The organism is Gordonia sp. WA4-43 (assembly GCF_020520305.1).
Lineage (GTDB): Bacteria > Actinomycetota > Actinomycetes > Mycobacteriales > Mycobacteriaceae > Gordonia > Gordonia hongkongensis.
On record NZ_CP084736.1, the window covers coordinates 1,300,572 to 1,312,968 of the forward strand.

Sequence of the window (12,397 nt, forward strand, 5' to 3'; positions counted from 1 at the left end):
GACTCAGCGTCCGGTGTCGGGCGAGCCGGCGATCCGACGCGCGGCGGCGGCGAAAGCGTCACCGCGCGCGCCGTATCCGGCGAACATGTCCAGCGAGGCCGCCGCGGGGGCGAGCAGCACGGCGTCGGGCGCGGACGGGCTCGACTCCGCGAGCACCCACGCCTCCTCGACGGCCCGGTCCATGACCGCCACCGATGTCGAGGAGCCCGTCCCCGGGAGATCAACTGCTGAGGCTTGGGGACCGGCCTGTCCCGGACGATGCACGTTCACCGTGCCATCGTCCCCTGTGAATACTGTGACTGTTGGGACTTCTGGGGCGTGTCGCGCGATCGCCTCGATCACCAGGTCTCGGTCACGGCCGATCGCGACCACCCCGGCCAGCCGACTGCCCACCGCGGTGAGCATCTCGTCCATCGACGCACCCTTGAGCAGACCGCCCGCGATCAGCACGACCCGGTCGAAGGCGGCGACCGCCGCCTGGGCGGCGTGGGGGTTGGTGGCCTTGGAGTCGTCGACGAAGTCGATCCCGTCCCGCGAGGCGACGACTTCGCCGCGATGACCGGCCGGCCGGAAGGACGCCAGCCCCGCCCGTATCGCCTCCGGCCCGATGCCGGCCGCGAGCGCGAGAGCCGACGCGGCCAGCGCATCGGCGACACCCGACGGTCCGGCCGGGCGCACCTCGTCGGCGTCGTACAACCGGCCCGCGTCGAAGGCGCGGTCGATCAGCACACCGTCCGCGACGCCGAGTTGTCCGGGCTGCGGCTCGCGCAGCGTGAAACCGATGCGGCGGCCCGCGGCGGGCAGGCCGGACGCGACCGGGTCGTCGAGTCCGACGACACTCACCGCACCGCGCAGCGCTCCCGCCTTGGCAAGTGCGTACGCCTCGAAGGTCCCGTGCCAGTCGAGGTGATCCTCGGCCACGTTGAGCACGACTCCCGCATGCGGACGGACCGACGGCGCCCAATGCAGCTGAAATGACGACAGTTCGGCGCACAGCACGTCCACCCTGGGCTCGGCCTGCATCGCGTCGAGCACCGGGAGCCCGATGTTGCCACAGGCCGCACCCCTGCGGCCCGACGCCTCGACGATCCCGGCGAGCATCGACGTGGTCGTCGTCTTGCCGTTGGTGCCGGTCACGACAAGCCAGGTGCGTGGTTCGCCCAGCAGTCCCGCGACGTCCACGCGCCAGGCCAGTTCGACCTCGCCCCAGACCGGTACGCCGGCGGCGGCCGCGGCCGCCACCAGGTGGTGGGTGGGCGCGAAGCCGGGTGACACGATCACGACCTTGGCCGTCGCCAGTCGCCCGGAACCGGTGAGCAGATCCGCGACGGCGACCGGTTCGACGCCCTGCGACATCAGTTCGGTGACCCCGGCGACCGCCGCGGCCGCGGCGTTCCGGTCGACGGGCGGCGCGTCAGCACCGGCGAACCGGTCGTCGGCGAGCAGGACATGCGCGCCGAGCGTCACCAGGAACCGGGTGGCGGACAACCCCGCGGTCCCGGCCCCGCCGACCACGACGGTCCGGCCGGCCAGGGCGCGCGGGTCGGGCCCCCCGGGGGTCGGACTCGCTTCCGGCTGATCAGCCATTGGTGGTCAGGAACTCGCCGTAGAACAGCGACAGGCCGAGCGCACAGGCGATGGCGGTGAGCAACCAGAATCTGATGATCACCGTGGTCTCCGCCCAGCCACCGAGTTCGAAGTGGTGATGGAACGGGGCCATCCGGAACACGCGACGACCGGTGGTCCGGAAGAAGGCGATCTGGATCACGACCGACATGATCTCGGCGACGAACAGCGCGCCGATGACGACCGCCAGCAACTCCGTCCGCGTGGTGATCGACAGACCGGCGAGCATGCCGCCGAGGGCGAGCGAGCCGGTGTCGCCCATGAAGATCTTGGCGGGCGCCGCATTCCACCAGAGGAAGCCGAGGCACGCTCCACCGCCGGCCACGGCGATGAGCGCGAGATCGAGGGGGTCACGGACCTGGTAGCAGCCGGTGGGGATCTCGCTCGGCGGTTTCGCGCCGCCCGCACAGGCGTTCACGAACTGGAAGAAGGTGACCAGGACGTAGGAGCCCAGGACCATCGCCATGGAGCCGGCGGCCAAGCCGTCGAGCCCGTCGGTGAAGTTCACCGCGTTCGACCAGGCCGCGACGACCAGCCAGCAGAACACCACGAACACGACCGACCCCAGCGTGATCGCATCGATGTCGCGGACGTAGGACAGGTTCGTACTCGCGGGCGTGTAGCCGTAGTCGTTGCGGAACTGCAGCACCAGGATGCCGAAGAGGATGGCGGCGATGAACTGCCCGATCGACTTCGCGGTCTTGTTCAGACCGAGGTTGCGATGCTTGCGGATCTTGATGATGTCGTCGAGGAACCCGACGACGCCCAACGCGGTCGCCAGCCCCAGGACGAGCAGTCCGGAGGCGGTCGGGCCGTTCCCGGCGTCGGTGAAGACCCCGACGAGGTGGGCGCCGAAATAGCCGGCCCAGAGTGCCGCCAGGATCGCGACGCCGCCCATCGACGGCGTCCCGCGCTTGGTCTGGTGGCTCTGCGGGCCCTCGACCCGGATCTCCTGCCCGAAGCCCTGCCGGGAGAACACCTTGATGAGGACCGGCGTCAGCAGGATCGACACCGCGATCGCGATCGCCCCCGCGAGGAGTATCTGTGTCACCGCGTTGCCCCCGCATCCTCTCCGTACGCGACCGGTCTGTTCCCGGCCGCGATCTTCCCGAACCTGCCTGGCACCCCAAGGCGGAGGAGCATCGTCGGCCCCTTCACCCGCACCCGAGCGCTCATGGCGCCGCCTCGTCGCCGGCCGGGGCGTCGACGACCCGCCATCCGCCCCGCTCGGACCACGCGGTGATCACCGAGTCGAGATCGGCGCCGGCCGCGGCCAGCAGGATGACGTCGCCGGCGGCGGGCCGCCAGTCCGGTTCGGTGTCGGCGAGTCGGGCGGCGGCGTCGACGGACTCGACGATGCGCGCCTCGTCACCCCACGAACCCTCCATGACCGCGCCCTGGTGCAGCGCGTGCACCGATCGTGAATCCCCCACGCAGAGAGTCTTGTCGACGGCCAGCCGGACCGCCAGGCGACCCAGCAGATCGTGTTCGACGACGCGCTGGTTCTCGGTCAGGTCGGCCGGCGAGGCCAGCTCGGCGATGACCGCCCAGGTGCGGCCGGCGCCGGCGGACTCGGCGAGGCGCCGGATCAGCCGGCGGGCGTCGTCGACCGACACCGGCGCATCGCCGCGGATGACCGTGACCGCTCCGGTGGTCATCGTTCGCCCTCCGCGACCGCACCCGGAGCGACGCCTGCCCGGGACTCGAGCGCGCGGGCGACGACCTCCCGATCGTCGAACGGATGCTTCACGCCGTCGATCTCCTGTCCTGCCTCGTGTCCCTTGCCGGCGACCAGCACGATGTCGCCGGGCCGTGCCCAGGCGACGGCCGCCTCGATCGCGGCGGCGCGATCGCCGATCTCCCGGATCGGTTCCGCGCCGCGGGGGCGCTCGGTTCCGGGCACGGCCTGTGCACCGGCGAGCACCTCGGCCCGGATCGCACCCGGGTCCTCGGTACGCGGGTTGTCGTCGGTCACGACCACGAGTTCGGCACCGCGCGCGGCCGCTTCCCCCATCAGCGGCCGTTTCCCGGTGTCGCGATCGCCGCCGGCACCGACGACGATGGCCACCCGTCCGGTCGTCTGCCCGCGCAGTGTTGCCAGCACCGCCTCGATCGCGCCCGGCTTGTGGGCGTAGTCGACGAGGGCCAGGAACGGCTGTCCACGATCGATGCGTTGTAGGCGTCCCGGGACGCTTACCGACGCGACCGCCTCGAGTGCGGTGGGCACCGGCACGCCGGCGGCGTGTGCCACGGCGACGGCCAGGAGCCCGTTGGCCACGTTGTACCGGCCGGGCAGCGGGATGAGGAGCTCGTGCTCGCCGTCCGGCTCGGTGAACGGGGTGCGTGACGAGCCGTCGTCGGCGAGCGACGAGTCATCCGCCTGCCAGTGGGCCGGCGTCGGCCCGGTGGATACCAGGACCGGCTGCAGATGGGCGGCCTCGCCCGGCCGCCGGGCGAGCTCGGCCATCCGCCGACCCCACTCGTCGTCGACGCACACGACCGCCCGGACCGCGTGCGTCGGGGCGGACGGGACGAACAGCTGGGCCTTCGCGTCGAAGTAGGCGCGCATCGTCAGGTGGAAATCGAGATGGTCCTGCGAGAGATTGGTGAACGCGCCGATCGCGAAATGCGCACCGTCGACGCGACCGAGTGCCAGCGCGTGACTCGACACCTCCATGACGACGATGTCGACGCCGTCCTCGAGCATCGCCGCGAGCAGGGCCTGCAGGGTCGGGGCCTCCGGCGTGGTCAGCGAACTCGGTTGGGCGACGCCGTTCACGCGGGTCTCGACGGTGCCGATGAGCCCTACCGAGTGCCCGGCGGCCAGCAGGGCGGCCTCGACCAGATAGGACGTGGTGGTCTTGCCCGACGTGCCGGTGATGCCGATCAGCTTGAGTCGTTGGGACGGATTGCCGTACACGCGGGCGCTGACATTGCCGAGCACCGTGCGGGGAGCGGGATGGATGAGGACCGCGACGGCAGTCTCCGGCGGCAGGACGCGAGCCAGTTCGGCCCGGCCGGCGGGGTCGGTGAGGATGGCCGTCGCACCGGCCGCCACGGCCTGATCGGCGAACTTCGCGCCGTGCGTGCTGGCCCCGGGCAGAGCGGCGAACAGGTCACCGGGCCGGACGTCCTGCGCCCGCAGGACGACCCCGGTCACCTGGGTCTCGGCGTCGGCGCCGCCGACCAGGTCGAGTCGGGCCCCGGTGGCGGTGGACAACACGGACACCGCTGTCGGCGCGACCTCACGCGGACGGATGGGTCCGCCCCTCCGGTCGGGTGATGGTCGACGAGACGCCATCGGTGCTCCTCGCCTCCTCGGTTCTTCTCTCGGCGTTTCCCACGGGCGAGCGGACATGCTCGCTCCTCGGGACTGTGCTGGTCGTGCGGGACTGCTCGGTACGGGTGTCGGTGTTCGGACGTCGGACCGGGCTGTGCCGCGAGGTGCGTCGGTGCCTCGTCGGGAGGCGCAGAATCGCACTCACGATACCGACCCGCCCCGACGCCACAGCACACGGTGCGCCCGTGGCCGCACCTGTCCGGGTGTCCGGCTGATCGGCGACGGACTCCGCGGGCGCTACCGTGCGGTCAGGGTCAGCCGGGGCGTCGGCGCGGACAGCGGCACCTGGGCGCGCTGGAGCATCCACGACGTGATGGTGGAGAACAGCGGAGCCGCCGACTGACCGCCCGACCCGTCGGAACTGCGCCGTGGGTTGTCGAGCATGATCCCGACGACGTAGCGCGGGTTGTCGGCCGGGGCGATGCCCGCGAACGTGATGTTGTACCGCGAGTTCGAGTAGCACCCACAGGATGGATCGACCTGCTGCGCGGTGCCGGTCTTGCCGCTCACCTGGTAGCCGTCGACGGCCGCCTTGGTCCCGGTGCCCTGTTGCTCACCGGTCGGGTCGTCCTGCACCACCGACCGGAACATGTCCCGGACGGTCCGGGCGGTGGACTCGCTCACCACCCGGACGGGTTGGGGCCGCGCCCGGTCGTCGGGCGCCGACCCGTCCCGCTGTTCCGATGCCAGGATGCGTGGCGGAATGCGCAGGCCGTCGTTGGCGATCGCCTGGTACATCGCGGTCATCTGCAGCAGCGACATCGAAAGGCCCTGTCCGATGGGCAGGTTGGCGAACGAGCCACCGGACCACTGACTCAGGGCGGGAACCTCTCCCGCGCTCTCCGCGGGCAGGCCGACCCCGGTTCGCTGACCGAGACCGAACTTCTTGACCATGTCGGCGAAGCGCTCCTCGCCGATCCGCTGCGCGAGCATCAGGGTGCCGACGTTCGACGACTTACCGAAGATGCCGGTGGTGGTGTACGGCTCGACCCCGTGCGGCCAAGCGTCGCGCACCGTGACACCTGCCATCCGGATGCTGCCCGGAACGCGGTACACCGTCTCGGGCCGGGTGATGCCGTATTCGACGGCGGCCGCGGCGGCGATGAGCTTGTTGACCGAGCCTGGCTCGAACGGAGACGTGACGGCGGGGTTGCCCAGCTCGGCATCGGGCTGCTCGGACAACGGGATGGATGCGTTGAACGTCCCGTCGTTCGCCATCGCCAGCACCTCACCGGTCTTGGCATCGAGCACCACGGCCGACGCGCCCTGCGCACCCGATGCCTGCTTGGCCTTCATGACCTGGCTCTGGACGAACCACTGGATGTCGGAGTCGAGGGTGAGGCGCACCGTCGCCCCGTTGAGAGCCGGGTGCACGTTGCGCATGCTGCCGGGGATGACGGCCCCGTCCGATCCCCGGTCGTAGGTCCGCGAGCCGTCGGTCCCGGAAAGGATCGAGTCCAGCGACGCCTCGAGCCCGATGAGTCCGTTGCCGTCGTAGTTCACGTCGCCGACCACGTTCGCCGCCAGCGACCCACCCGGGTACAGGCGGATGCTCTGCGGGTCGGCACCGACCTCCGGGAAGTCCTCGGTGATCCGGGACGCGACGTCGGGGCTCACGGACCGCGCGAGGTACACGAAAGTGTCCTCGCCGGTGACCTTCTCGAGGAGATCCTCCTCGCTGATCGAACCACCGAGGGCCACCGACACCCCCTTCGCGATCTCCTCGAGCCTGGTCTCGACGTCGGGAAGCGCGGGGTTCTTGCGGTGCTCTTCCTCGATCGTCTTGCGAACGGCCTTGGGCAGGAACGTCAATGACCGCGCTTCGTCGGTGTAGGCCAGCGGGCGCCCGTTGCGGTCGAGGATCGCACCGCGCTTGGCGGTGAGGACCTGCGTGTACTCGCGCTGCTGTGCGGCCTCGGCAGAGATCGAACTCGCCTGCACCGTGTGGACGACGATCATCTTGACCGCGACGGCGAGGACGACCAGCAGGACCACCACGCCCGCCGCGCGCGCACGGAAGACGAAACCCTGCGGCCCACGGCCGTTCCGCCCGCCGGGCCCCTTCCGATCCGATCCTCCCGACCCCGCTCCGGGTCCACGCCCGGGTCGGCGTCCCGGACGCGACGGGCCGGCGCCGAGCCGCTCGAAGGTCGCACGTGTCATGGTCGTCAATTGTTCACCGCTTCAACGTGATTACCCCGGATTTGACCCCGGCGGGTTGGAGATGGCGCCGGAGATCCAGCGCACTTCGGAAGCGCGGATCGGGGCGAACTCACGGGGTGGGCACCACATTCGGCGCCGGAGTCGGGGTCGACGGCGCGGCCGGGGGCACGGCACCGGCCCCGGAGGGAGCCGGACTCGCACCGGACGGGAGCGGATTCGCGCCCGGCGGTGCGGTCTGCGACCGAGACGGTCCGCCGGCCGCCGGTTCGTCGGATGCCGGTTGCGACGGTGCGGGTTGCGGTGTGGACGTCCCGCCCGCCTCGGGTCCCGCGGAACCCGATCCGCCGCCCAGCCCGATCGAGTCGTCGACCTCGCTCGGGTCGATCGATTCCGCGGGATCCGGTGCGGTATCGGGATTCAGGCTCCCCATCGGACGCCCGGACGCGGGCTCCGGCTTGCCCACCACGCGCGGGCGTCGCGGGTCGTCGACGATCATCCGAGCGGGGTTGTCGGCGGGGATCATGCCGAGACGTGCTGCCTTGTCCGACAATTCAGGCGCCGAGTTGCCCGATTCGTACGTGCGCTTGAGCGCGTCGCGCTGATCGATGAGGGACTGGTTCTGCGTCCGCTCGATTCCCAGCTTGTAGGAATCCTGCGCCGCCTTGGTCGACAACCACAGGCTGAGACCGAGTCCGAGGACGAGCAACGCGATCACCGGCACGACAAACGGGGTGTGCTGCAGTCGCTCTCGCAGGGACACCCCGGTCATGGACAGTCCGCCGCCGGTACGACGCGGCGGCGTGGCACGACCCGCCGCGGAGCGTCGGTGTCGACGGTCGAGTGCCCGCTGGGCGGCCCTCGATCGTGTCGCACGTTCGGACTCGATGCGGGTTCGGCGTGACCGTCGCGAATCGCGCTCGTCGCCGGCGGACCGCGACGGGGCCTCGTGCAGGATGGTCATGCTCAGCCCTTCTTCTCGACTCGCTCGATCGCGCGGACACGTACCGGCGCCGAGCGCGGGTTGGTGGCCAGTTCGTTCTCGTCCGGACGTTCGGCGCCCCGCGTGACGACACGGAATTCCGGTGCCGTGCCGGGCAACTCGACCGGGAGCCCGGGGGGTGAGGTGGACGATGTGCGCGTCGCGAACTCGCGCTTGACGATCCGATCCTCGAGAGACTGGTAACTCATCACGGCGATCCGTCCGCCCACGGCGAGCGCTTCCAGCGCGGCCGGCAGAGCCTCACGCAGGACATCCAATTCGTGGTTGACCTCGATGCGCAGCGCCTGGAACGTCCGCTTCGCCGGGTGCCCGCCGGTCCGCCTGGTGGCGGCCGGGATGGCGTCGTAGAGGAGTTCGACGAGACGCGCGCTGGTCGAGAAGGGCTCCTTGTCCCGCTCCCGCAGGACCGCCGAGGCGATCCGGCCGGCGAAGCGCTCCTCCCCGTAATCGGAGAGCACACGGGCCAATTCGCCGTGCGAGTACGTGTTGAGCACGTCGGCAGCGGTGAGCGGTTCGTCGGCGTTCATGCGCATGTCGAGCGGCGCATCCACCGCATAGGCGAAACCGCGTCCGGCCTGGTCCAGCTGCATCGACGACACCCCGAGATCGAACAGTGCGGCATCGATGACCGACTCCCCCGCTGCGTCCATCACGTCGCGGATCTCGTGAAAGGTGGCCTGGTGCAGCGAGATCCGGTCGGAGTACGACGTCAGGCGCTCGCGGGCGATCTCCAGTGCCGAGGCGTCCCGATCGATGCCGACCACGCGGACGTTCGGGAACGACTCGAGAACCAGTTGACTATGCCCGCCCGCGCCGAGCGTGGCGTCGAGGAATAGGCGCGGATCGTCGGAATCCAGTGCGGGGGTCAGCAGTTCGACGATGCGCGCACCCATGACGGGGATGTGACCGAACTCGCCGGACCGACGCGGTTCGTCCTCGGCATCGACCATGATGAAGACCCCCCATCGGCATGTATGCGGTATCGGCGGTGGGCGGATGCCTCGGGTCGGCGAGAGCAGGCGGTCGGATGGAGCGGGGTCCCGACCCGATCACGCACCTGGCGTTGGGGAAGTACGCCAGGGTCGCCACCGGGCCGGGGCCTCGTGCCACCCGAAGCCGCTGGGCACCGAACTCGCCCATCGGTTGCTGTCTCTTCGGTCGGTTTCTGGTCGGTTGCTGTCGTTGGTGTTGCTGTCTCGGCGGTGTGGCGGGCCGGTCCTCCGGCTACAGCACCGCGTTCAGCGCGGCGGAGTTGGCGGCCGAGAAGTTCTCCTCGTGCCGCGTCTGGTACTCGTTCCATGCGGCCGAGTCCCAGATCTCGAGGTGATCGAAGCTGCCGAACACCACGCACTCCTTGGACAACCCCGCGTACACGCGATGGTCGCCGGACAGGCTGATCCTGCCCTGACCGTCCGGTCGCTGCTCTTCCGAACCGGCGAAGAACGTTCGCTGGAACGCGCGCAGATCAGGGTCGTTCCGAGACGCCTCGACGATCCGAGCGGCTATCGCGTCGAACTCTTCGGTCCGGTACACCGACAAGCTGTGATCTTGGCCTTTGGTGACCACTACCCCTCCTGCCAGTGCATCGCGGAACTTGGCGGGCAACGTGAGCCGCCCTTTGTCGTCCAATTTGGGCGTGTAGGTACCGACGAATCGCACGGACACGTCGACACCTCCTGCCCACCGGGTTCCGCGTCGTATCTCGCCTCACCCAGTGCTGCCACAGTACCCCACTTTCCACCACTTTCCACCCCCACCGCCCCCGCATTCACCCACTGACAGCAAATTGCCAGTTCAGGGAGCTCAAGATGACGATGAACGCGCGTGTCGCCGGCGCGTCACGGGCGGAAAGAAGGGCAACCAGCGTGTGACCAGAGATACCGATGAGGTCCGAGAGGCGGGAAATCCAGGCGCAAATCCTCTAGTGGGGCAAAGTGGGGTGACCCGGTGGGGAGAAGTGGGGATCGCCGGTGGGGAGAAGTGGGGATCGCCAGCATGGAAGCGCGAGGACCGTTGACCGGGCGTTCGCTCCCGTCGACCGTGCGCCCGGATCCGTTCAGCGTGCTCTGGAGAGCAATCGAGGACATGAAAGAGCCGCGTGCCCGAAGGCACGCGGCTCAGTCGAATATGCGAAGTTGCGGGAGTCGGTCAGCCGATCGACGAACGCGGAGTCGGGATCAGCGGATCACTCCTGCTCGAACCGGCGATTGAATCGCTCCTCCATGCGTTCCGACAGCTTGCGCTTGGCGCCGGACGACCCCGATTGCTTCTTGCCGGACCTGGTCGACGACGAGCCCGCCTCGGCGGTGTTGTTGTCTCCCCAGAGAGCGAAGAGGCCGGCCCCGAACATCACCAGGAAGCCCAGGAGGCTCACGATCGGGAATCCGCCGATGTTGATGTTGACGATGAGTCCGCCGACCAGCATCACCAGGCCGACGACGAAGACCGCTGCCGCCTGCAGGCGGCGACGACCGCTCGACTTCCCAAGGCGCCGACGCTTGACACTGGACGCAAACTTGGGGTCTTCCGCGTACAGCGCGCTCTCGATCTGTTCGAGCATGCGTTGCTCGTGCTCCGAAAGTGGCACCGACCCTCCTTCTCACTGATCCGTGACGCCGACGAAGGTCACCCGCGACCGGAAAGGCGTCTGCGCCTATATCGTCCCATGATACGAGGTGAAATCGACCGCGACCACCATTACTCGCTGTTGCCGACGACCGGGCGGTGCCAGAAACCGCAAAGTGTGGCCGGATTCACGCCGTCGCGCCGATCTGCGGCGCTTCGGCACCGAGTTTTCCTTGCTCGTAGGCGATGACCATCGTCTCGACCCGACGCAGGAAGTCGAGGACGAGCAGCCGCATGCCGGCGACGCTGTCGGGGTCGATCGTGCGGATGATCCCGGACTCGATCTTCATCCGAACCGGCGACAGTGCGGCGAACCGGGCGGCGATCGGCGCCAGCTCGGGGGCGACCACACCGATGCGGGTCCAGGCGTTCGACGTCCTGCGCCGCACGGTCCCGACCGGTTCGTGCACGGCGAGGGCCGCGCCCGAGGCGCGGAGGGCAACGAGGTACAGCTGGCGGAACCGCTCGACGTCGTCGTCGACGCCGTCGGCATTGTCGAAGAGCACGTGCGCACGTTCGAGGAGATCGCGCGCTCGACCGACCATCACCGGGTCGACGGGCGCCGCGTGGGTGAGAGCCGTGGCGCTGCGGTGTCTGGCCATGTCGTCCTCCTCGTGCGTATGGGCTGTGTCCGGCGGCAGACGCTTCCCTCGTCCGCCGCCGGACCGTGTCGTCGGATGAACGCGAACAGCTTGCGGAGGCACATTCATCGAACATCCGTTCGACACGTTCAATATAGCTATCCCGGCGTCGGCGTTCAAGACATCTGTGACCCGAAACCCCCGCCGGGGAGTACAACGCCACCACCTGCGGGCCGATTCCTGCCGAGTGTGCATCATCGATAGGACAATTCCCGGAGGTGGCCTGCGACGCGATGCCCCCGGCAGAGGGCGGCCCGCCCCAGCGGCAGCCGACCTCGTCTGCAGGTCGACGACGCAGGACGAACGATGCAGAGAACGGAAATCCGTTGACCATCCGCCTGGTGAGCCTGAGTGGCCAGGACGCCCGGGCCTGGCTCGAGCCGGCCCTGGAGATCTACGTGACCGCGATGAATTATCCGCGCGGTACGGAGATCCATCGGGCCGGGCTCTGGCGCGAACACATCGCGCGGCCCGGATGGCGTGCGGTGGGCGCAGTCGAGACGGTGACCCCATACGAGGCGCGGACCATGCCAGCCGCGCGGCGCCGGGTCGGTCCACCGGTCGGCTTCGGACCCGACGACCTGCTCGTCGGCATCGCCTACGGCTACACCGGCGCGACCGGTCAATGGTGGAACCAGCAGCTGCGGCTCGGACTCCGCCAGACGGGCCGACCGCCCGAGACGGTCGAGGCGATCGCGCGCGATTACTTCGAGCTCACCGAGCTGCACGTCCACCCGACCGCTCAGGGCCGTGGGATCGGACAGGCGCTCCTCGCCCGGCTGCTGGCCGATCGGCCCGAACGCCATGTACTGCTGTCGACCCCGGAGATCCCCGCCGAGGACAACCGCGCGTGGTCGTTGTACCGGCGGATGGGTTTCACCGACGTCCTGCGCCACTTCACCTTCACCGGCGATCCGCGTCCGTTCGCGTTCCTCGGCCGTCCGCTCCCCCTGGAACTGCAACCCCCGGCCGCCGCCCGCCGCGCCGGTACCGGGAGCTGAT

At 69.6% G+C, this 12,397-nt stretch carries 11 protein-coding genes; 1 reads left to right on the forward strand and 10 read right to left on the reverse strand.

Translation table 11 applies throughout. The features are described 5' to 3' along the window. Positions 1 to 3: 3 nt before the first annotated feature. The 10 genes from murD to LEL84_RS05855 all read right to left on the reverse strand — a co-directional run bounded on the left by murD (position 4) and on the right by LEL84_RS05855 (position 11,356). The gene (murD, locus tag LEL84_RS05810) at positions 4 to 1,587 is read right to left on the reverse strand and encodes a UDP-N-acetylmuramoyl-L-alanine--D-glutamate ligase (RefSeq protein WP_226513544.1); all 1,584 of its coding nucleotides are present in this window, start codon (positions 1,585 to 1,587) and stop codon (positions 4 to 6) included. Then, positions 1,580 to 2,677, reverse strand: a complete 1,098-nt coding sequence (gene mraY, locus LEL84_RS05815; RefSeq protein ID WP_058251712.1) for a phospho-N-acetylmuramoyl-pentapeptide-transferase — start codon at positions 2,675 to 2,677, stop codon at positions 1,580 to 1,582. Before mraY ends, murD begins: the two co-directional genes overlap by 8 nt. A gap of 121 nt (positions 2,678 to 2,798) precedes the next feature. After that, positions 2,799 to 3,284: a UDP-N-acetylmuramoyl-tripeptide--D-alanyl-D-alanine ligase gene (locus LEL84_RS05820; protein ID WP_137808486.1), complete on the reverse strand. Its 486-nt coding sequence runs from the start codon at positions 3,282 to 3,284 to the stop codon at positions 2,799 to 2,801. Then, on the reverse strand, positions 3,281 to 4,927 hold the full coding sequence (locus LEL84_RS05825; protein WP_226513545.1) for a UDP-N-acetylmuramoyl-L-alanyl-D-glutamate--2,6-diaminopimelate ligase: 1,647 nt from the start codon (positions 4,925 to 4,927) through the stop codon (positions 3,281 to 3,283). The genes LEL84_RS05820 and LEL84_RS05825 overlap by 4 nt, the downstream gene beginning before the upstream one ends. Positions 4,928 to 5,203: 276 nt before the next feature. Next, positions 5,204 to 7,129: a peptidoglycan D,D-transpeptidase FtsI family protein gene (locus tag LEL84_RS05830; RefSeq protein WP_068970563.1), complete on the reverse strand. Its 1,926-nt coding sequence runs from the start codon at positions 7,127 to 7,129 to the stop codon at positions 5,204 to 5,206. A gap of 109 nt (positions 7,130 to 7,238) precedes the next feature. Beyond that, positions 7,239 to 8,090 carry a hypothetical protein gene (locus LEL84_RS05835; protein WP_226513546.1) on the reverse strand — a complete coding sequence of 284 codons (852 nt, stop codon included), beginning with the start codon at positions 8,088 to 8,090 and terminating at the stop codon, positions 7,239 to 7,241. Positions 8,091 to 8,092: 2 nt separating this feature from the next. Then, entirely contained in the window at positions 8,093 to 9,079 is a 987-nt protein-coding gene (rsmH, locus tag LEL84_RS05840) for a 16S rRNA (cytosine(1402)-N(4))-methyltransferase RsmH (protein WP_226513547.1), read from the reverse strand. Between the two features lie 274 nt (positions 9,080 to 9,353). Beyond that, the gene (gene mraZ / locus LEL84_RS05845; protein WP_058251706.1) at positions 9,354 to 9,794 is read right to left on the reverse strand and encodes a division/cell wall cluster transcriptional repressor MraZ; all 441 of its coding nucleotides are present in this window, start codon (positions 9,792 to 9,794) and stop codon (positions 9,354 to 9,356) included. 520 nt (positions 9,795 to 10,314) lie between these two features. Next, a complete protein-coding gene (locus LEL84_RS05850) occupies positions 10,315 to 10,716 on the reverse strand; it encodes a DUF3040 domain-containing protein (RefSeq protein ID WP_068970560.1) in 402 nt (133 codons plus the stop codon). A gap of 166 nt (positions 10,717 to 10,882) precedes the next feature. After that, complete coding sequence (locus tag LEL84_RS05855) at positions 10,883 to 11,356, reverse strand: SAV_6107 family HEPN domain-containing protein (RefSeq protein WP_058251704.1); 474 nt, start codon at positions 11,354 to 11,356, stop codon at positions 10,883 to 10,885. A gap of 365 nt (positions 11,357 to 11,721) precedes the next feature. Here LEL84_RS05855 and LEL84_RS05860 point away from each other — a divergent pair, with 365 nt between their 5' ends. Then, the gene (locus tag LEL84_RS05860; RefSeq protein ID WP_058251703.1) at positions 11,722 to 12,396 is read left to right on the forward strand and encodes a GNAT family N-acetyltransferase; all 675 of its coding nucleotides are present in this window, start codon (positions 11,722 to 11,724) and stop codon (positions 12,394 to 12,396) included. Position 12,397: the final 1 nt, after the last annotated feature.